General features: G+C 63.7%; 16 protein-coding genes. 7 read left to right on the forward strand and 9 right to left on the reverse strand.

Annotated elements, in window-relative coordinates; all coding sequences use genetic code 11:
* Window positions 1-64: 64 nt before the first annotated feature.
* Together NKI05_RS18155 and NKI05_RS18160 are read right to left on the reverse strand one after the other, a co-directional pair.
* Window positions 65-1360: a Mur ligase family protein gene (locus NKI05_RS18155; RefSeq protein WP_023815093.1), complete on the reverse strand. Its 1296-nt coding sequence runs from the start codon at window positions 1358-1360 to the stop codon at window positions 65-67.
* 180 nt (window positions 1361-1540) lie between these two features.
* Window positions 1541-2287, reverse strand: a complete 747-nt coding sequence (locus NKI05_RS18160) for an SDR family oxidoreductase (protein WP_031205266.1) — start codon at window positions 2285-2287, stop codon at window positions 1541-1543.
* A 321-nt stretch (window positions 2288-2608) separates the two neighbouring features.
* On the opposite strand from NKI05_RS18160, the gene zwf reads away from it, so the two are divergent.
* The 3 genes from zwf to edd all read left to right on the forward strand — a co-directional run bounded on the left by zwf (window position 2609) and on the right by edd (window position 6664).
* Window positions 2609-4078, forward strand: a complete 1470-nt coding sequence (zwf, locus tag NKI05_RS18165; RefSeq protein ID WP_023669307.1) for a glucose-6-phosphate dehydrogenase — start codon at window positions 2609-2611, stop codon at window positions 4076-4078.
* Window positions 4060-4776, forward strand: coding sequence for a 6-phosphogluconolactonase (gene pgl / locus NKI05_RS18170; RefSeq protein WP_023727769.1), 717 nt, complete (start codon window positions 4060-4062; stop codon window positions 4774-4776). Before zwf ends, pgl begins: the two co-directional genes overlap by 19 nt.
* Window positions 4777-4840: 64 nt before the next feature.
* Entirely contained in the window at window positions 4841-6664 is a 1824-nt protein-coding gene (edd, locus tag NKI05_RS18175; protein ID WP_023815092.1) for a phosphogluconate dehydratase, read from the forward strand.
* 67 nt (window positions 6665-6731) lie between these two features.
* Here the strand turns inward: edd and NKI05_RS18180 are convergent, their stop codons facing one another.
* The 4 genes from NKI05_RS18180 to NKI05_RS18195 all read right to left on the reverse strand — a co-directional run bounded on the left by NKI05_RS18180 (window position 6732) and on the right by NKI05_RS18195 (window position 13099).
* Entirely contained in the window at window positions 6732-8390 is a 1659-nt protein-coding gene (locus tag NKI05_RS18180) for a vWA domain-containing protein (protein WP_352460417.1), read from the reverse strand.
* Window positions 8391-8539: 149 nt separating this feature from the next.
* Complete coding sequence (locus tag NKI05_RS18185; protein WP_032891834.1) at window positions 8540-9538, reverse strand: GlxA family transcriptional regulator; 999 nt, start codon at window positions 9536-9538, stop codon at window positions 8540-8542.
* A 17-nt stretch (window positions 9539-9555) separates the two neighbouring features.
* Window positions 9556-10455 (reverse strand): bifunctional methylenetetrahydrofolate dehydrogenase/methenyltetrahydrofolate cyclohydrolase FolD, encoded by a 900-nt coding sequence (gene folD, locus NKI05_RS18190; protein ID WP_023669302.1) that lies wholly within the window; start codon window positions 10453-10455, stop codon window positions 9556-9558.
* A 355-nt stretch (window positions 10456-10810) separates the two neighbouring features.
* Window positions 10811-13099 (reverse strand): GumC family protein, encoded by a 2289-nt coding sequence (locus NKI05_RS18195; RefSeq protein ID WP_023692390.1) that lies wholly within the window; start codon window positions 13097-13099, stop codon window positions 10811-10813.
* Window positions 13100-13297: 198 nt separating this feature from the next.
* On the opposite strand from NKI05_RS18195, the gene NKI05_RS18200 reads away from it, so the two are divergent.
* Entirely contained in the window at window positions 13298-14593 is a 1296-nt protein-coding gene (locus NKI05_RS18200; RefSeq protein ID WP_023669300.1) for a lipopolysaccharide biosynthesis protein, read from the forward strand.
* On the opposite strand, the gene NKI05_RS18205 is transcribed toward NKI05_RS18200, so the two are convergent.
* The 3 genes from NKI05_RS18205 to NKI05_RS18215 are packed head-to-tail and all read right to left on the reverse strand — an operon-like array spanning window position 14590 to window position 17473.
* Window positions 14590-15513, reverse strand: coding sequence for a DUF6492 family protein (locus NKI05_RS18205; RefSeq protein ID WP_023669299.1), 924 nt, complete (start codon window positions 15511-15513; stop codon window positions 14590-14592). The two genes, NKI05_RS18200 and NKI05_RS18205, sit on opposite strands and share 4 nt — an antisense overlap.
* Window positions 15510-16304: a WecB/TagA/CpsF family glycosyltransferase gene (locus NKI05_RS18210; RefSeq protein WP_023669298.1), complete on the reverse strand. Its 795-nt coding sequence runs from the start codon at window positions 16302-16304 to the stop codon at window positions 15510-15512. Before NKI05_RS18210 ends, NKI05_RS18205 begins: the two co-directional genes overlap by 4 nt.
* Window positions 16301-17473 (reverse strand): glycosyltransferase, encoded by a 1173-nt coding sequence (locus NKI05_RS18215; RefSeq protein WP_023669297.1) that lies wholly within the window; start codon window positions 17471-17473, stop codon window positions 16301-16303. Before NKI05_RS18215 ends, NKI05_RS18210 begins: the two co-directional genes overlap by 4 nt.
* 173 nt (window positions 17474-17646) lie before the next feature.
* Between NKI05_RS18215 and NKI05_RS18220 the strand changes: the two genes are divergently transcribed.
* From NKI05_RS18220 to proC, 3 genes are all read left to right on the forward strand, one after another.
* Window positions 17647-18645 (forward strand): glycosyltransferase family 2 protein, encoded by a 999-nt coding sequence (locus NKI05_RS18220; protein ID WP_023669296.1) that lies wholly within the window; start codon window positions 17647-17649, stop codon window positions 18643-18645.
* On the forward strand, window positions 18614-19933 hold the full coding sequence (locus NKI05_RS18225; RefSeq protein WP_023669295.1) for an O-antigen ligase family protein: 1320 nt from the start codon (window positions 18614-18616) through the stop codon (window positions 19931-19933). Before NKI05_RS18220 ends, NKI05_RS18225 begins: the two co-directional genes overlap by 32 nt.
* Before the next feature lie 87 nt (window positions 19934-20020).
* Window positions 20021-20836, forward strand: a complete 816-nt coding sequence (gene proC / locus NKI05_RS18230; RefSeq protein ID WP_023669294.1) for a pyrroline-5-carboxylate reductase — start codon at window positions 20021-20023, stop codon at window positions 20834-20836.
* Window positions 20837-20843: the final 7 nt, after the last annotated feature.

The following is a 20843-nucleotide window of genomic DNA, read 5'->3' on the forward strand; positions in this document are numbered from 1 at the left end:
GCCTAATATGCGTCGTGCCAAGTTCCAGAGTCAAACGGGCGCTGGCGTGCTTCGGCCAAAGATTCTAGCGGCCGAGGAGCCGCAGCAGTCTGTGCTTGCGGCGCTTCGATTTTCTCTGCGCCACAAACTCACGGTGCTGCTCAAACGGCACTTCATAGAGGCCGCATTGCTCGCATCCCTCGGTCTTGCCGCATACCGAAACCCAGCACTGGACGTCGTGGGTCCAGGCAAGAGCGACACGCTCGAGGTGCAGATTGGACGAGCTCTTGAGCAGGATCAACTCGTCAGGCTGCGCGGTTTGGGCGATGTAGTCCGACACTTCCCTGGCCGTGCGCAATTCGATGAAGCGGCCGCTGTCGCGATCTGCCTGGTTCGCCTTGGAGCGATGGGCATGATCGCCGGCATAAATCACCTGGTCTGCAATCTCGCGCGCGCTGCTGTAGGCTTGGGCATATCTGTTATTCGAGCCTGAAAAATCCGATAGCTGGCCAAGAACGATTCGTTTTCGCCCGAATGTCGATCCGGCTACCATGTCGAAGGCAAGGCTCAGCGAATGCCAGGGCGCCTTTGCGGCATCCACGATGAAGTGGGGGCCGCCCGCGGGGACGAGCACCTGGCCGCGATTTTCCAGAGGCTGGAACGTCGCGGTTCTGTCCTTGACCATCTGCGCAGGCACGCCCAGTTCAAGAGCGGTTGCAACCGCCGCTGACGTCGGCAGCCAGAAATGCTGGCCGGGGAACGACGTCTCGATATCGAGCACACCGCCGCGCCAGTGGAGCGAGAACCGCAACGGCTTGGGATAGGCTGCCTCGATATCGCTGACGCGATAATCCGCCTGCTCCGATGTGCCGAATGTGACGGAACGGCAATAGCTCGCCGAGGCCATGCCCATCACAAGAGGGTCATCGGCATTGAGCATCGCGAAGCCGCCCGGCTCCAGCGCCGCGACTAGGGCGCTCTTTTCTCGAGCGACGTTTTCCACAGTCTTGAAACTGGCCCGATGCTCCAGCCGGACCATTGTGACAACAGCCACGTCGGGGCGAAGCAACTCGGCCATGGGCTTCATTGTATCCGGGCCGAATGCAGCAGCCTCGAAGACGACGTAGTCGGTTTTGCCGCCCTTTCCCATTCGCCTGGATAGGGTCGAGACCAACAGTTTCATAGTGTTGGCCAGAACCTGTGTGTGGACCGAACCATGACCGGCCAGGATGTGTCCAAGCAGGCTTCCCGCCGTGGTCTTGCCGGAGCTTCCGGTAATGCCGATGAAAATCGCCTTGCTTTGTGCCCGCGCACGCGTGGCCAGGTAAAGCCGCAGCCGCCATCCCAGATCGTAGCGACTTTTCTGCTGCCTGATCTTCATCACCCGCCAACACTATCCACGATCCCGTTATGCCTTTTGGGGGATCGAGAAGTCAAACGGGGGTCCGGCGTGACGACGTCAACTGTTCGTTCCTCGGCTGGCCGGCGCACCGATGCGAACTCTTGCCGATGTGGCTCTGCCTGCCATGCATTGCGAACAGCGAGGTACTTCCCGAATTGCTCAAATGCAGCGGCCGCCGTCGACCTCCAGCGCCACACCGGTGATGAAGGCGGCTTCGTCCGACGCAAGCCAAAGCGCAGCGTTGGCGATATCGAGCGGCGTCGACAGACGGCCGAGCGGTATCGAGGCACGGAATTTCTCGCGGATCTCGGGCGTGTCAGTGCCCATGAATTTCTCCAGCATGCCGGTCTCGCCGGCGACCGGGCAAAGGCAGTTCACGCGGATGTTCTTGGGCGCGAGTTCGACCGCCATCGACTTGGTCGCGGTGATCGCCCAGCCCTTCGAGGCATTGTACCAGGTGAGCCCCGGACGCGGCCGCAAACCGGCGGTCGAAGCCGTGGTCAGGATGACGCCGCCGCCCTGCCGCTCCATGATCGGCACCACGGCAAGTGCGGCGTGATAGATCGCCTTCATGTTGACTGAAGTGATCAGGTCGAAGGTCGCCTCGTCGACCTCGAGCATGTCGCCATTGCGATGGGTGTAGCCGGCATTGTTGACCATGATATCGATGCGGCCGAAGGCGCTTTCTGCGGCATGGACCATCTCGTCGAATTCGGAACGCTGCGAAACGTCGGTCTGGGTCCAGATCGCGGCCTGGCCGATCTCTGCTGCAACGCGCTTCGCGCCCTTGGCGTTGAGGTCGGCGACGACGACCTTGGCGCCCTCTTCGGCAAAGCGCCTGGCCATGCCTTCGCCGAAACCTGACGCAGCACCCGTGATGACGGCAACCTTGTTTTCCAGACGCATGCTTTTTCCGCTCATTGAAGACCCACCTCGCAAGCGCATTTTCCTTTTTGTTTGATGCGTGTCTGTCTCCCAGAACCGCTTCGCACTTCTGGGCGACACGCATTAGCTTTCGTCACATTCCCGCTTTATGTTGCAGGCGCGAAAGCCCCGGGACCATCGCTTGACGAAAGGCCTCCGGGTGCAAGCCAGTGTCAAGGCACATTTGGACCGAATCAATATGCAGTGATTTGTCCTTGATGTGACACCATGGCACTGGATAATTTAAATCGATTAGATTATATCCAGCCGCGTCACAGCGAGCGGCGTCAAAGCGGACAGACCATGACCAGCCAGATCATTCCCGTCGAGCCTTTCGACTTCATCATTTTCGGTGGCACCGGCGACCTGTCGGAACGCAAGCTGCTGCCCTCGCTCTACCACCGCCAGCGCGACCACCAGTTTTCCGAGCCGACCCGCATCATCGGCACCTCGCGCTCCAAGATGAGCGACGAGGAATTCCAGGCTTTCGCCAAGCAGGCGATTTCCCAGCATGTTAAGCCGGCCGACATCGACGCCGAGGAACTCAAGACATTTCTTGCCCGGCTGTCCTACGTATCGGCCGACGCGACGACGGGTGCCGGCTTCGACAAGCTGAAAAAGGCGATCGGCGAAAGCGACCGCATTCGCGCTTTCTATCTGGCGGTTGCGCCGGCGCTGTTCGGCGACATCTCGCACCAGCTGAAAGCCCACAATCTCATCACGCCGAATTCGCGCATCGTGCTGGAGAAGCCGATCGGCCGCGACCTCGATTCGGCGCGCAAGCTCAACGACGTGGTTGGAGACGACTTCCACGAAAGCCAGATCTTCCGCATCGACCACTATCTCGGAAAGGAGACGGTGCAGAATCTGATGGCGCTGCGCTTTGCCAACGCGCTCTATGAGCCGCTTTGGAATTCTGCCCATATCGACCATGTGCAGATCACGGTGGCCGAGACCGTCGGTCTTGAAGACCGCGTCACCTACTACGACAAGGCCGGCGCGCTGCGCGACATGGTGCAGAACCACATGCTGCAGCTGCTCTGCCTGGTTGCCATGGAAGCGCCATCGTCGATGGATGCCGATGCCGTGCGCGACGAGAAGCTGAAGGTGCTGCGGGCGCTGAAGCGCATCAACGGCAATGAGGCACCCAAGCACACCGTGCGCGGCCAATACCGCGCCGGCGCCTCTGCAGGCGGCGCGGTGAAAGGCTATGTCGAGGAACTCGGCAAAGACAGCTCCACCGAGACTTTCGTCGCCATCAAGGCCGAGATCGGCAATTGGCGCTGGGCCGGCGTGCCGTTCTATCTCCGGACCGGCAAAAGGCTGGCGACCCGCGTTTCGGAAATCGTCATCGAGTTCAAGCCGATCCCGCATTCGATCTTCGGCGACAGCGCCGGGCCGATCTCAGCCAACCAACTGGTGATCCGGCTGCAGCCCGACGAAGGCGTCAAGCAGTTCATCATGATCAAGGATCCAGGCCCGGGCGGCATGCGGCTGCGCCAGATTCCGCTCGACATGAGCTTTGCAACATCTTTCGACGGTCGCGCGCCGGACGCCTATGAACGGCTGATCATGGATGTTATCCGCGGCAACCAGACGCTGTTCATGCGCCGCGACGAGGTCGAGGCGGCATGGAAGTGGATCGACCCGATCCAGAACGCCTGGGAAAGCGCCAGGCAGGAGGCGCAAGGCTATACGGCCGGCACATGGGGTCCCTCGGCCTCGATTGCGCTGATCGAACGCGACGGGCGGACATGGCACGAAAGCAATTGAGCGAGCCCGTCTATAACTGGAACGGCTTTGCCGGGCGCCAGGACCTGGCGGCAGCCCTTGCCGGCAATGTCGCGGCGCGCCTGACCAAGGCCATCGACGAGCGCGGCACGGCCCTGCTTGCCGTTTCCGGCGGCACCACGCCGGCAAAGTTCTTTGCAGCACTTTCGGCCATTCCGATCGCCTGGAACAAGGTGACGGTGACGCTGGTCGACGAACGGTTCGTGCCGGCCTCCTCGCCGCGCTCGAATGCGGGGCTGGTCGCGGCCAACCTGCTGCAGAACAAGGCGGCTGCCGCGCACTTCGTGCCGCTCTACCATGAGGCGGCAAGCATCGAGACCGCCGCGGCGGCCGACGATGCGGCGCTGAAGGCTCTGCCCTGGCCCCTCGATGTCGTCGTGCTCGGCATGGGCGGCGACGGCCACACCGCCTCGTTCTTTCCCGACGCCAAGAATCTCGGCGATTTGCTCGACCCGGCCTCATCAAGGATCGTGCTGCCGGTTCACGCGGCAAGCGCCGGCGAACCCCGGTTGACGCTGCCGCTGGCGCGGATCGTCGACGCCGGCTTCATCGCGCTGCATATAGAAGGCGAGGACAAGCGCACCGCCTTCGACGGTGCGATGGGACCGGGTGCGAAAAAGCCCATCCGCAAAGTGCTCGAAGCGGCACCCATCCCGGTAGAGGTGTTCTGGGCACCCTGATTTCACGCAAAGCAGTCCCGGCAGACGGTGGAGGACGTTCTTCCGGGGCTCGAAAGGACCGACCATGACAGCCAGACGCGACATCGAAGCCATCACGGAACGCATCCGCCAACGCTCGAAAGCCGGCCGCGAGCGCTATCTCGGCCGCATCGCCGAGGCCTCCAGCCGCGCCGCCAACCGGGGGGTTCTGTCTTGCGGCAACCTCGCGCATGGCTTTGCCGTCTGCAGCCCGTCTGAAAAGCTGGCGCTCGGCGCCGACAAGGTGCCGAACCTCGGCATCATTACCTCCTACAATGACATGCTGTCGGCGCATCAGCCCTTCGAAACCTTCCCGGCGCTGATCAAGGATGCCGCGCGCGAAGTCGGCGGGATCGCGCAAGTGGCCGGCGGCGTGCCGGCCATGTGCGATGGCGTGACCCAGGGACAGCCCGGCATGGAGCTCTCGCTGTTTTCGCGCGACGTGATCGCCATGTCCGCGGCGATCGGCCTGTCGCACAACATGTTCGACGCCGCCGTCTATCTCGGCGTCTGCGACAAGATCGTACCGGGGCTTGTGATCGCGGCTCTCACCTTCGGCCATCTGCCGGCGGTGTTCGTGCCGGCCGGGCCAATGACGACGGGCCTGCCCAATGACGAGAAGGCCAAGGTTCGCCAACTCTATGCCGAGGGCAAGGCCGGACGAGCAGAACTGCTCGAAGCGGAGTCCAAATCCTATCACGGGCCGGGCACCTGCACCTTCTACGGCACCGCCAATTCCAACCAGATGCTGATGGAGATCATGGGCCTGCATACGCCCGGCGCGTCCTTCGTCAATCCAGGCACGCCGCTGCGCGACGCGCTGACGCGCGAGGCGACCAGGCGAGCCCTGGCGATCACCGCGCTCGGCAACGCCTACACGCCGGTAGGCCGCATGATCGACGAGCGCTCTTTCGTCAATGGCGTCGTCGGCCTGCACGCCACCGGCGGCTCTACCAACCACACCATCCATCTCATCGCCATGGCCGCGGCGGCCGGCATCACGCTTACCTGGCAGGACATTTCCGACCTGTCGGAAGCGGTGCCGCTTCTCGCGCGCGTCTATCCGAACGGGCTTGCCGACGTGAACCATTTCGATGCCGCCGGCGGGCTCGGCTTCCTGATCCGCGAATTGCTCGACGAAGGCATCCTGCATGAGGATGTGCAGACGGTATGGGGCGAAGGCCTGCGGCCCTATGCGGTCGAGGCCCGGCTCGGGGAAGACGGCAGCGTCGTGCGTGAAGCCTCGCCGCTGCAGAGCGGCGACGAGAAGGTGCTGGCACCGTTCAAGAAAGCCTTCCAGCCGACCGGCGGCCTGAAGGTGCTTGCGGGCAACCTCGGCCATGCCGTCATCAAGACGTCCGCCGTGAAGCCGGAACGCCGCGTCATCGAGGCGCCGGCCAAGGTGTTCGACAGCCAGCAAGGCCTCAACGAAGCCTTCAAGGCCGGCACGCTGACCGGCGACTTCATTGCCGTGATCCGCTTCCAGGGCCCGAAGGCCAACGGCATGCCGGAACTGCACAAGCTGACCACCGTGCTCGGCATCCTGCAGGATCGCGGCCAGCGCGTCGCGCTGGTCACGGACGGGCGCATGTCTGGCGCTTCCGGCAAGGTGCCGGCGGCGATCCATGTGACGCCGGAAGCGGTCGAGGAAGGGCCGATCGCCAGGATCCATGACGGCGACATCATCCGGCTCGACGCCGATGCCGGCACGCTGGAAGTGCTGGTGCCGGGGCCCGAGCTCGCGCTGCGCCGCACGGCCGACATCGATCTCATCGGCAACGAGTTCGGTTTCGGCCGCGAGCTGTTCGCCGGTTTCCGCCAGCTGGTCGGCCGCGCCGACCATGGCGCCAGTGCTTTCGGAGCAGCCTGACCAGATTGCCCTATCCATGAAAAAGGGCGACTCGTGGCCGCCCTTTTTTGCGTTCGTCCATACGATCCTATTGCACCGTGAGCTCGGCTCGCTCGCCGGCCTTGACTGTTACGGTGCCTTCCTTCGAGCTGTTGTCCGACTTCTCCGAAACGACCACATAATCGCCGGTCGCTATCGCCGCCTGATACTTCTGGTCGTAAGCGTAGCCAAGCGACTTGCGATTGCCGTTGATGTCTTTCTTAGCCTCGAAAATCTCGATCTTTGAAGCGCCGGGCGCGGTGATTGCCAGCACGCCGGCGTTCATGGCGACCTTCACATCCTGGAATTCGCCGACCTTGACGGTGAACGGCTGCTCGACGACGGCGAGGTCGACCGTCGCAATCAACACATAGTCATCGGCCGGCAGATCGAACTTGCTGTCAGGGCCATAGGAGTAGGTCACCTCTTCCCTGGTCCCGTCGATCTTCTTTTTCGCCTTGAAGACCTTGAAGCCAATGCCTGAACCATCGGCCTTGTCGCCGCCGGCAACATAGTAGGCGTTGGCCACGACATGCCCGACGCCGACGATGATGTCCTTTTCGACCGTCTTGCCGGCAGCGAGCGGAATCGTCTCGGTAGCCACGCCCTGGCCGATGGTGACAGTCACTTTCTCGTCGCCGGCCGGCAACACCACCTTGGTGGTGCCATAGTAGGTCGCGGGGTTATCGGCGCTCGGATAGTCGATCACGACAGCCGCGCCATCGACAACATCCGCCCCCACGCTTGGTCGCGGATGAATGATGAGCGTGCCGGCATTCAGGGTGAAGAGCGGCTTGTAGATCTGGCTTGCCTCGACCTTGAGCTTTTGTTCGGACTTGGCCTCCCCGTCGCGCGCGACGATGATGTAGTCGCCCGGCTCCAGATTGCCCTTGTAGGCGCCGTATTCGGTGGTGACGTTGTCGCCGCGCGTGCCATCGGCCTTGGCCTTGTAGACCTCCCAGGCATTGCCGTCGGTGATCGGATCGCCGCCTTCCGCCATGACCACGCTCGGGATGAAATTGAATTCGGGCTTTGCCGGTTCAGGGGCAGGCGCCGGAGCGGGTTCGGGTGCCGGCGCCGGAGCCGGCGCGGCGACGGTTTCGATCAGTGCTTCCTGCAGCGCCTTCTCGTCCGAGGCCTGGATATATTTGCCGCCGGTGTTGTCGGCGAGACAGGCAATCTGCTTGCCCTCGTCAGCGGTCAGGCCGAAGCCGACGACGTCGACGGTGAAATCGACGCCTGAGGCCTCCAGTTCCTTGCCCAGCGCGCACGGGTCACCTTCGCAGGTTTCAAGCCCATCGGTGATGAGAACCACGGTCGCCTTGTCCTCGGTGTATTTCAGAGCTTCGGCCGCCTGCTTGACGGCTGCGGTCAGCGGCGTCTTGCCGAGGAATTTCAGGCTGTCGGCAGCGGCCGAAATGGCGCTAGCCGAGCCGGCTTGCGGCGGCACGATCAGTTCGATGTCGTCGCAGCTGCCCTTTTCGCGGTGGCCATAGGCCATGAAGCCGATCTCGTCGTCGCCCGGGACCGACTGCAGCACGGTCCTCAGCGATTCGCGCGCGATCTCGAGCTTCGGCTTGCCGTCGATCTGGGCCCACATCGAGCCCGAAGCGTCAAGAATGATGATGACCTTGTTGGCGGCAAAGCCGAGCGAAGTCATCGACAAAAGGAGCAGCGCCGCAGCGATGCTCCGCAAAAGTCCCGCCATGGAAATCTCCTTGAGACCGCCCTCTGATCCGCGCCGGAAGCTATTTGACGGCGCGTCCGGGCACAAGCCCCGGAGCGGGTCACGAACGGTTGCCGTGTAACAGGATCGGCGCCGGCCGAGGCCTGTTCCGAGGCCGGCTCAGCACCGCGTCAGTACGTGGTGCGCCGCTCTTCGGAAGGCGGACGGCCGAACTGCAGCCGGTAGCTCTGGGCAAAATAGGAATGCGAGGTGAAGCCGGTGGCGATGGCCACGTCGAGGATCGGCATGTTTGTCTGGCGCAGCAGTTCGCGCGCCCGCTCAAGCCTGAGCCGCATGTAGTAACGACCGGGCGTGACGCTCAAATGGCGCAGGAACAAGCGCTCGACCTGGCGCACCGACAGGCCCGCCGATTTGGCAAGCTGCACGGCTGATAGCGGCTCGTCGAGATGGTCGGCCATCAGTTCGACGATGCGCCTTAGCTTCTCCGACTTGCCGGTCAGGTCGCGCTCCGGCCCGACGCGCTGGCGGTCGCCGGCGGAGCGGATGCGCTCATGCTGGAACTGGTTGGCAACGCCGTTGGCGAGGTTCGAGCCGAAGTCGCCACGCACGATCTCCAGCATCAGGTCGATCGAGGTCGTGCCACCGGCGCAGGTGTAGCGCTTGCGGTCGATCTCGAAGACGTTGCCGGTGCAGTTGATGTCGGGAAAGCGCTCGACGAAGCCGGCCCGGTTTTCCCAATGAATGGTGCAGCGATAGCCTTCGAGCTGGCCGGCTTCGGCCAGGAGGTAAGAGCCGACCGACAACGCGCCGAGCGCATTGCCGCGCCGGCCCCAGCTGCGCAGCGCCGCCAGCACCTTGCTCTTGCCGGGGAACTCGACCGACAGGCCCACCGACACGAATAGGATATCGACGGGCGGCAAATCGGCGACGGCATAGTCGATCTTGAGCGGCAGGCCGTTGGAGGCCATGACGGGATCGCCGTCGGCCGAGACCGTCGTCCAGCCATAGAAATCGCGGCCGAGCAGGCGGTTGGCCGAGCGGAAGGTATCGATCGCCGCTGCCAGCGAAAACATCGAAAACTTGTCGACCAGCAGGAACGCGAATTGCCGGCCCCCTTGAACGGGATCATCCACGACCGGCCGTTCAGAGGGTACAGTAAGGTTCGGCAAAGAAGCTGCTTTCTGGGTCAGAAGGAAGGCCGCTTCAAGCCGGCCGCAAGGTAGGCTGAGGCTAACGTATTGGCCATCAGCATGGCAATGGTCATCGGTCCGACACCGCCGGGCACGGGGGTGATGGCGCCGGCGGCCTTGGCCGCTTCGGCATAGGCTACATCGCCGACGAGGCGGGTTTTGCCTTCGCCCTTCTCGGGTGCGGCAATGCGGTTAATCCCGACATCGATCACGGTGGCGCCGGGTTTGACCCAGTCGCCCTTGATCATTTCGGGCCGGCCGACGGCGGCAACCAGAATGTCGGCTGTGCGGGCCAGCGCCGGCAGATCCTTGGTGCGGCTGTGGGCAATGGTGACGGTGCAGTTGGCGGCAAGCAACAGATTTGCCATCGGCTTGCCGACGATGTTGGAGCGGCCGACGACGACCGCGTTGAGGCCGGAAAGATCCTTGCCGCGCACGCGTTCGATCAAAAGCATGGAGCCAGCCGGCGTGCAGGGCACGAAGGCTGTTTCGAGTTCGCCGGTGCCGAGCTTGCCGACATTGATGAAATGAAAGCCGTCGACATCCTTTTGTGGCGCGATGGCCTGGATGATCTTGCCGGCATCGATATGGGCGGGAAGCGGCAGCTGCACCAGAATGCCGTTGATGGCCGGATCGGCGTTGAGTTCGCCGATGATCTTCAGCAGTGCCGCTTCGGACGTGTCGGCCGGCAGTGTGTGCTGCAGCGAATGAAAGCCGCATTCCTTGGCGGTGCGCGACTTCGACGCGACATAGACCTGGCTTGCCGGATCCTCGCCGACGATGACCACCGCCAAGCCGGGCTGGGCCTTTCCCTTGGCGACCAGGTCCTCGGTCAAGGCCTTGACCTTCTGAACCACGTCTGCGGCGACGATCTTTCCGTCAATCACTTCGGCCATGAACCATCCTCGACATCATTCCAGCCAAGGCGCGGCGCGCGCCTTGAACGTTGCTTCGTGCATGTCGTTGTTCCAAACGTTCCGCCCATTCGGGTAAAGCCCGACGGCAGCGTTTTTTGGGCGCCATGCTGCGCGGCATTGTCACGAAATTTGGCCTAAGCAATCCCGTCAAAGCGCCGTCACATGCCGTAAACTCGAAACCGGCAGCTTTTATTCTGTGCTGACGGGCTCAGAGCGACTCATCCTTTCACGGAAAGGCTGAACCGCTCTATTTCTTGTTTTGACGCAATTCCCAAGGGAAAGCGCGCTACGCGCTTTTCCCGGGAAAACCGTTTCACACTTTTCCTGGAATTGCTCAGAAATAGCGGCGGTGCGAACGGCTTTCGGTGAGTTCGCGCACCGCTTCGCGAAATTCGCGCAGGCTGGCGCGGATATCGTCGATTTGCGCCTGCTGGTCTTCCGGCGCCGCCCCAGCGGGCTGCGGAGAAGACCACGGCCCGGACGCCGCGGGCATCGGCTGAGCCTGCGAATAGGCATAGTCAGCCGGCTGACGAGGCTGCGCGTAGCCAGGCTGCTGCGCAGGGGAATTGGCGTGCGGAACCTCGTTCCGGAAGTCCGGCTGGCGATAGCCCACAGGCTCCTGCACCGGCCTTGTATATTCGGCGGCTGGTTGGGCGCGGTAGGTCTCGACGGGTTCGCCTGACGTCCCGCTACCCGGCGCGGCTTTGCGCATCGCCGAGAACAGTCCGTCGAACAGACCTGGGCTCCGGGCGGGAGCGGCCGCGGTCGGCAACACCGGAGGTGCTGCCGGTGGCGGCGCCACAGGCAGCGGCGCGCGATAGACCTTGTCCTCGACCGGAGGGGGGCGCTCGTCCATTCTGCCGCGCGAACGCGAATTGGCAGCGCCGCGCAGGCTGGCAAAGGCGCCGCGCATGGCGCCGACACCGATGCCCGAAGCAAGCCCGAGCAGCAGGCCGGCCATCGCTATTACAGCCCGCGACGGTCCGTTGGGTTCGAGCGGCGGTTGCGCGGGGGTCATCAGATTGATGTTGGTGGTGTTGATGTTTTGCTGTTCGCCGGTCTCCTTGGCGCGCAGAAGGTACTGTTCGTAGACGGAGCGTTTGGCCGTGGCGTCACGCTCCAGTTCGCGCAGGCTGACCAGATCGCTGTTGACGTCGCCGCTCTGGACCTTTGCCTGAGCCAGGCGGGAAGCGAGATCCTGCTCAAGCTGAACCGAGCGCTTCAAATCGACCTGCAGCGACGAGGCGATGCGGCGCAGTTCGCCTGCGATGCGCTCGCGCGAGCCGTCGAGCTGGGCGTTGAGCGCCTGGTATTCGGGATGACGCGGTCCCAGACGCACGGCGGCGCGGTCGGCCTCCTGCTTCAAAACTGCATATTGCGCGCGCAGTTCGCTCATCGTGTTGGAATTGATTTCTTCCGGCAAGGTGCCGTTGATGACCGAATTGACGTCCAGCGAACGCGCCGACGCGGCCCGGGCATTGAGTTCCAGCGTACGGGCCCGGGTGACTGAGAGCTGCTCGTTGAGCTTCAGCATCTGGTCGTCGCTGATCAGATGGCCCTGCGCGTCGACGAGATCATGCGTGGCCCTGAAATCCTCGACCTTGCGCTCCGCTGTCTCGACATTCTTGCGCAGGTCATCGAGCTTGGCCGTCAGCTGGTCCGTCGCGCGCCCGGCCATCCCGAACTGGTATTGGGCCGCCTCCTGCTGGAAAACGTCCCTGGTCGTATTGGCTATCTTCGCCGATTTGTCGGCGCTTTGAGTGGTGGCGCTGATGGAAACGACAAAGCTCTTGCCGCTGCGCTCAACCGACAGGCTCTTGGCCAGATTGCCGACCGCCAGCGCCTGGCGGCGCACTTCACCGCCGCCGCCAGGGCCATCCTGGCGCGACAGTATCGAGCGAATGAGCGACAGGACGCCAAGGCCGCCAGAGCCCTGTCCGTTGAATTCCGGATCGTCGACGAGATTGAGATCGGCCACGACCTTGTCGAGGACCTTGCCGGATGTCACCATCTTGATGCGGGTTTCGACAACAGCCAGCGCCGCATCGGGCTGCCCGACCGGTTGGGTGAGATCGTTGTCGGAAAGCTTCAGGTCGCCTGGCTCGATGACCATCTGTGTGGTGGCTTCGTATTTCTTCGGTGTCGAAACGGCGACGGCGACGCCGAGCACCGTGCCCAATATCGTCGTCGAGACGATCAGCAACTTGGAACGACTAATGCCGCGGACGACCTGGAGCGGATCGATCAGCGGCTTCCATTCCTGCCCGTCATCGTCGTCGCGGTCCGGTCGCTGCTCGTGGAAAGAGCGGAGCTCATAGGCGGCGTGCTGCTGACGCCGGCCGGAAACAGGCTCCTCACGCGCGCTGGCGGCCGAAACGGGTTCGCCGTCGGCCTGGAACTGCGGCGGCTCGGGCGGTGACGTTGGCGCCGGATTCGACCGCGCCTCGCGTTGCGAGCGGGCTATGCGGTGACGCGTGGCGGCGTCCTCGCGCCATGACGGATCCACCCGGTCACCGATCGAGACCGCCGACGCATCCGCCGCCTCATCGCCGCGCACGGCTTTGCCGAGCGCCAGGAGGGAGCGCTCGCGCCTCCAGTCTTCACGGTTTTCCCTGTCGACCATTGTCTCGAAACTTTACCTTCGACGGCGCAGGAGCGGCGGTCGGCCAATCGTTAAGTCACGCTAAACAGGCATGGGAAACAAAAGGTTAATTTCCGAAGTCTGCAAGTGAAAGTTTCTCGCTTCGCCACGCATTGCCGGGATCTGTAAAATGGCGTCAGAACCGCACGTTAAGCTTTGCGGCTTACGGCTTTCCTCGATATGACGCAGGCCAGCGACATACCGCAAAGGCGGACACTCGCCCGCATCGGCACCTTCCTCGCCGAAAGACGGGGGCTGGTTCGCGACTATCTTTCAGCCATCAGCGGCGCCGGCGGGCGGCTGGTGTTCTCGCTTGCCTATTTCATCGCACTTGCCAACACGCTGTCGATTGCCGAGTTCGGCATGTTCGCCACCGCCTCGGCGGCCGGCGTCATGCTGTCGCGCATCCTCGCTTTCGGCTTCATCTCGGCGCTTTACCGCACAGCCACCATCCGCCCCAATCTGATCGGCACCTTCACCGCCGGCTTCCTTTTGCTTGGCGCCGTGTCCTTACCACTGCTGGCGGCGGCCTCCTGGGGCGTCTACCTGATCTTCTTCGCCAGCACCGTTCCGCTGGCCGTCTTTGCCGCAATCGTCTTTGCAGAGGCGCTTTTGTGGCGGCCGGTCGAGGTGGTGCTGATCGTCAACAACGGGCTCGGCAAATTCGGCCGCGCCGCCGTGCTGTCGATCGTGGCCACGGCGTTCCGCGCGCTGGGCGCCGTGCTGTTCATGCTATCGGGCCAGCACAGCGTCTGGATCTGGTCGTTGTTCTACATCGGCGCCAACGCCGCCTCGCTGCTGCTGGCCTTCGGCTTCTATTATCCACGCCAGCGGCTGAGGCTGCGCACCGAGCTCTATCTCAGGCGGCTTGCCGATTCGATCTATGTTGCAGGAGCCGAAGTGCTGTTCTACCTGCAGTCGGAATTCGACAAGCTGCTCGTGCTGGCGATCGGCGGGCCGCATCTGGCCGGCATCTATGCCATCATCATGCGGCTGGTCGACCTGACGGCAATCCCGATCCGCACCTTCTCGATGATGCTGGTGCAGAGGATGATGCGGGCGCCGGAGCTGTTGTCGCGACTGCGGGTCAAGAGCGGTATCGAAGCCGGCGTGTTCCTGGTGTCGACATTGGCACTGGCCGCACTCGGCATCGTGCTGCATTTCTTCCCCAATGCACTTGGCCGGAATGTCGCCGAGGCGGCGCCCTTGGTGGCGTTGGCAATCGGCGTGCCGGGACTGCGCAACCTGGTCGAATACCAGGCCGAGCTGCTGTTCGCGCGCGGCCAGACCGCGCTCAGGGCGCTCAACCTCGGCCTGCTGGCGGGGCTGAAGGCGGTGCTGTTGACCTATGTGCTGACCACGATTGCCGACACGCCCAGGCTTGTCGTATCGCTCAATGTCGTCTTCCTGCTGCTCTATCTCGCCTCGGCGCTGCTAACCTATTCGGCGCTGCGCAAGCCCGCCAAGGCAATCTAAGCCAATCCGATCAGGCGGCGGATGCGGCCGATATCGGTGCCGATGAAGGATTGCATGCCGATCGCCACCTGCCCCGGTGCCATAGCGGCGACGAAGCTGCGGAATTCGTCATCCGACAGCGCCTCCCCGGTCCAGTGCACGCGGCAGAATTCCTCCGAGCCGTGGAAATGGCCGGCGCCCCCCAGCACATCGTCGACATAGCGGCCATAGATCATGCATTCGGAGAACCGGCGCACTGAAGCGATGACCTCGACCCAGCCGCGCGCGTGCACCTTCTCGATCTCGGCGCACATCGCCGTCACGGTCTGACGGCGCCAGGCGATCAGCGTCGAAATATAGTCGTGGTTCGAAACCTCGGATGCATCGATACCAATCGCCGAGGCCGCATTGCGCGACCAGATGCGATGCTCGTCGTGACCGTCGCTCGACAGCACGCCGTCGCGCCGGAACAGCCGCACCTTGCCGTCGCGCCAGAAGGCGCTCAGATCGAATGGCTTGAGGAAGGCGACGTCGGAATCGCAGAAGACCAGCACGTCTTCTCCAGCATGCGCAGCGATGGCGATGCGGCGCAGCTGCTGCACATGCCAGCCGCGCAGCGGCTGGGTCTTGAGACTGAGCCAGATGCGACGGCGAAAGAGGCTCATCGGATCGTCGAACACACGCAGCCAGCGCGGCAGCAGGTCGCGCTCGTCGACAACGCTGCGGCGGTCGTTTTCCAACTGGCGAAACAGCGCCACGTCGCGGTGCTCGACCAGAATGTAATGATGCGCCAAGCCGGAGACATGGCGGTCGAGGGTCTCGCACAACAGGCGGCAGCGTTCGAAATCCGGCGCATAGCTGGCGGTCACCACCGCCGCCGTCGGCGTTTGCGGCAGGGCACCGGTCTCGGCTGCAGGGCTCGGCACGACGCGGCTGTTCACCGCAACTCTCCGGCGGGCTCGGGCCGACGCGAGAATTTCTGCCTGACGACACGCAGCAGGAACACCGGATTGCCGACGACGTAGCGGCGCCACAGCCGGCCGGGCTCGATGCACAGACGGAACAACCATTCGAGCCTCAGCTGGCGCATCCACAGAGGCGCCCGCGGCACCGTGCCGGAGAGAAAATCGAGCAGCGCGCCGACGGCGATCGGCAGCGTGCAGTGGCGGGCATCGATATGACGGGCGATCCACAATTCCTGGCGCGGCACGCCCATGGCCACAAGCAGCACGTCGGGCCGCAATGCCTCGATGCGATCGACGATCGCCTGCTCTTCGGCGGGGGAGAAATAGCCGTCATGGATGACGACGAATTCGTGCTGCACCGCCAGAGCGGCTAGCCTGACCGACGCCGCCTCGGCGTTGGCGCGGGTGGCGCCAAGCAACCCGACGGTCAGCGGCCTCGCCGATGCCTGCAGAAAGGCCGGAATGAGATCAGTGCCGTTGAGATTGTCCGGGAACGGCGCGCCGTAGAGCAGCTTTGCCGCCAGATCGACGCCAACGCCGTCAGGCAGGATGAGGAAATCGTCGAGCGCCTCGGCAAAGACCGGATCGGTAGAGGCGATGTTGGCGTTGTGAGCGTTGAGAAAACTGACCTTGGTGAAGCGCCGCTCGGCAATCAGACGAGCGAGCAGCGCGATCGCGTCATCCCAGCCGATGGCAAGGACCGAAATGCCAAGGATCGTCTTCAGCGTATCGAGCCCGAAGGCGGCGCGGGCGGTGTGCATGTTCATGCAAACACCTCCTCCCCCACCGACCCGAGCTTTTCCAGGCCGAGCCTGATGGCGGCATCCAGTGCCTTGATCTGCCGGCGGTGAAAGGCGCTGCCATCGACATCCTTGACATCGGCCGCCGCTGCCTCCAGCGCGCCGGCGAAGGCGGCCGGATCGTCGGTGACGAAGCAATTTGCCGGGCGATGATCGATGCCGCGCAGCGAACGGCTGGTGGCGACCGACGGCAGGCCGAGCTCGAAGGTTTCGATGGTCTTGAGCTGAACGCCGCTGCCCGCGGTGCTGATCAGTGGAATGACGGCGGCGCCGCGCACGAAATTCTGGGCGTCGGACACGCGGCCGACAAATTCGACACCGGGATGGGCAGAGGTGATATCCGACGGCATGTTGCCGGCGACCCTGATGCGAAAGCTCCGGCGAAGATGCGGCACGACTTTTTCCAGGAACCAGTCGAGGCCGATGCGGTTCGGCTGCCAGGTCCAAGTGCCGATCAGCGCCGCGTCGCAATCGATGCGGCGCGGCTTGACCGGCTTTGGGGCCGTGGCAGTGGTCACCAGCGGCAGCACCGCCGAGCGGTCGTCGCTGGCAACGCCGAGTGCGGCGCGGTCTTCCTCGGCCAGCGTGAAGACGAAGCGAGCCCGGCGGCAGAGCCGCTCCTCCATGGTCTTGAGCAGCCTGGCCTCGCGGGCAAACAGCAGGCGCTGGAAGCGACTGTTTGCTGCTGCCGCATTCTCTTTGGCCGAACCATGTTCGACATTGTGGGCGACGAAAATCGAGGGACGGTCGGCGAACAGTTTTTCAAAGGCGCCGGCGAACTGCACCGAATTCAGGACATAGCCGTCGAAGGGACCGGCGCGCTCGATCGCGGCACGGACTTCGCTGTCGGAAACCGCGCGCAGCTTCACGGAAGCGAAGGTGAGCCCTGACAGCACCGCCTTGCCAAGCCAGGCGAGCTTCTGCCGCGCCGAGGCGCTTTCCGTGCGCACGTCGACGGCGCCGAGCACGATGGTGTTTTCGGGGTCGCTGGGCGCCTTGCCCGGCCAGATGAAGCCGATGACGGTGACGCGCACGCCGGCGCGCCGCAAGGCGGCGATGATCGCAGCGTTGGCGATCTCATAGCCCGAAGCGAGAGCGCCGTCGGGCACGATCGATGTGGCGAACAGCAGATGCATCTCACCTATCCAGGCGTCAGCCACTAGCAAAGCTGGGTGAACCCTTGATTAAATCATGCGACGCAACGGCTGAAAGGCGCGGACCAGCAGGCGCCGCTGCGAAAGGTGATTAACGAAACGTTATCGTCGCGGTGTTATCAAAAAGTCAGATTCAAAACATGCGGCTGGAGCGGATGATCCCTTTGCCATCGGACGGTTCGGTATCGATTGCGGGACGCTCTCCGGGGCTCGCCGCAGAGACGATCGCTGCCGTCGTCACGCTGCCGACCTTCAAGCGGCCGCAACTGCTGCTGGAAACGCTGGCGTCGCTGAAGGCACAGCAAACCAGCCGGCGCTTCGCCGTCATCGTCATCGAAAACGAAGCCAAGGCGCGTGAGGGCGCCAAGGCGGCCGTGCCGCTGTTCGAACGCGACGATATGAAAGGCATGGTCATCATCGCGCATGAGCGGGGCAATTGCAGTGCCTACAATGCCGGCTGGCAGACGGCGATCCTGCATTTTCCGGATTTCCGCCACCTGCTGGTCATCGACGATGACGAGATCGCCGACGCGGACTGGCTGGAGCGCATGTGCAAGACGGCGGAGACGCTTGGCGCCGACATTGTCGGTGGCCCGCAAGTGCCGGTGTTTACCGATCCTGCTCACGCCAAATGGGCCGAGCACCCGGTGTTTGCGCCGCCCTATCGCCAGACCGGGCGCGTGGCCGCACTCTATTCCTCGGGCAACCTTCTGGTCGGACGCAATGTGCTCACCATCATGGGGCCGCCCTTCCTCGACCTGCGGTTCAACTTCATGGGCGGCGGCGATTCCGACTTCCTCAGCCGCTCGGCGCAGAAAGGTTTCGTGCTTGGCTGGTGCGCCGAGGCAAAGGTGCGCGAAGGCGTTCCAGCCCGGCGCATCGAGGCTGACTGGATCCGCGCCCGATCCTTACGCAACGGTGTAATCTCGACGCTGGTCGAAAAGAAGAAGCGCGCCGGCACGCCATTCGCCGGCGCCAAGGTGTTTGCAAAAAGCCTGGCGCTGCTGATAGCCTCGCCCGTGCGCGGCGCAATCAAATTGGCGCGGACAGGATCGCTGTCGACGGCGCTTTACCCCGTCTATGTCTCGCTCGGCCGCGTGCTTGCCGAATTTGGATACGCCAATGAGCAATACAGGCAGCCTGAGAAGAACTGACGAGCTGCTGCTGGGCGGCATCGTCACCCGCGACGGCGTGGCGACGGCGATTGCCGCGCTGTTGTTTGCCGTCGTCATCGTGTCGTTCCGGCCGTTTCAGCCGGCAGGCGCGGAACTGACCGGCGACGGCGGCGACATCGTCAACCAGCTCGGCTTCAGTTCGCTCGGCGCCATTTCGATCTTCTCACTGCTGACGTTCGCCGACCCCAAGGTGGTGCGCTCGCTGCTCAGCCCGTCCTGGATTCTGATGCTCGGCTTTTTCATGCTTTCGGTCATCAACGCGACCGACCCGTCCTCGGCCATGCGCGCGGCCTTCTTCACGCTGCTTGGCGTTTTGACGATAGCGACGGTCCTGGTGCTGCCGCGCGACGCCGACAGTTTTTCGAAAGTCATCATATTCTGCGCGATCGTCGTTATCGGCCTGTCCTATATCGGCCTCATCGTCTTTCCGCATGAGGCCCTGCATACGGCCGATTCGCAGGAGCCCGAACATGCCGGCCTGTGGCGTGGTGTGTTCGCCCACAAGAACATTGCCGGACCAATCATGGCCTGCTTCAGCTTCGCCGGCCTCTATCTCTTCCGGCGCAGCCAGAAATTCTGGGGCGTGGCGATCTTCGGCGCGGCGATGATCTTCATGCTGCACACCGGCTCCAAGACGACGGCCGGCCTGGTGCCGTTCTCGATCCTGATCGTCGTGCTGCCGAGCCTGATCGGCATGCGGTTCGGCACGCCGGTCCTGTTTGCACTGGCGATCATTGCGACGGCCATCGGCACCTTAGGCATCGTCTTCATCCCGCCGGTGAAGGAGCTGGCGGCCACCTATTTCCCCGACCTCACCTATACCGGGCGCGCGACGCTGTGGGAGTTCTCCGGCGAGATGCTGGCGAAGAAGCCCTGGACCGGCTACGGCTATGAAAGCTTCTGGGGCACGCCGCTGCTGCTCAGCCAGGACCAGCCCTTCGACCGGGCCTGGGACATCCGGACGATCGTGCATGGCCATGACGGCTATCTCGACATTGCGGTGCTGATGGGCATCCCGGCGCTGTGCGTTGCCGTCTACACTTTCCTGATCGCGCCGCTGCGCGACTACATGCGCATCCCGCCGCGCAAGGAGAACATCTATCTCGGTGACTTCTTCATGATGGTGGTGCTGTTCACGGCGCTGAACGCGTTCCTGGAAAGCTTCTTCTTCCATCGCGGCGACCCGGTGTGGCTGTTCTTCGTGCTCGGCGTGCTTGGCTTGCAGCAAGTGTCGCTTCGGCCGATCGCGGTGCGCCGGCGACCTTGACCGGCTGGCCTGATCCAGCACCCCTTGAGGGGCTTTCCCGTCTGCCCGCTAGCGTCTAAGGAGAACCCTTGTCTCGGAGGGCTCTCAATGACGATCAGGCTTGTTCTCGCCGGTTGCGGCAATATGGGTTACGCCATGCTTGCGGGCTGGCTGAAATCCGGCAAGCTTGCCCCGCAAGCCGTGTTCGTGGTCGAGCCCAATGCCGAATTGCGCAAGCGCGCCGAGCACCTCGGTTGCAGTGTCGCCGCGGACGCGAACGGGATCCCCGCCGACGCAGAGCCCGACCTCGTCGTCATCGCCGTCAAGCCGCAGGTGATCCGCGACGTCACCGCCGCCTACAAGCGCTTCGGCGACGGCAGGACCACCTTCGTCAGCATCGCCGCGGGCACGCCGGTCGCCACCTTCGAGCACATCCTCGGCCATCTCGCGCCTGTTATCCGCTGCATGCCCAACACGCCGGCCGCGATCGGCAAGGGCATGATGGTGGTCTATTCCAACCCGCTGGTGACCGACGACATCAGGCGTTTCGTTGCCGAGCTGCTGTCGGCGAGCGGTGTGGTGACGACGATCGACGACGAAGGCCTGATGGACGCGGTGACGGCGGTTTCGGGGTCCGGTCCGGCCTACATCTTCCATTTCATCGAGGCGCTGACGGTTGCAGCCGAGAAGGCCGGGCTGCCGACCGAGACCGCCAGGCTGCTGGCCATGCAGACCGTCTATGGCGCTGCTGCACTCGCTGCCGAAAGCGGCGAGGAGCCCGGCGTCCTGCGCCAGCAGGTGACCAGCCCCAACGGAACCACGGCAGCCGCCCTTGCCGTGCTGATGGGCGAAGACCGGCTGACGAAGCTGCTGACCGAGGCGGTGGAAGCCGCGCGGCTGCGGTCGGTGGAATTGGGGAAGTAGCCCAGAC

Source organism: Mesorhizobium sp. M0771 (genome assembly GCF_040320155.1).
Lineage (GTDB): Bacteria > Pseudomonadota > Alphaproteobacteria > Rhizobiales > Rhizobiaceae > Mesorhizobium.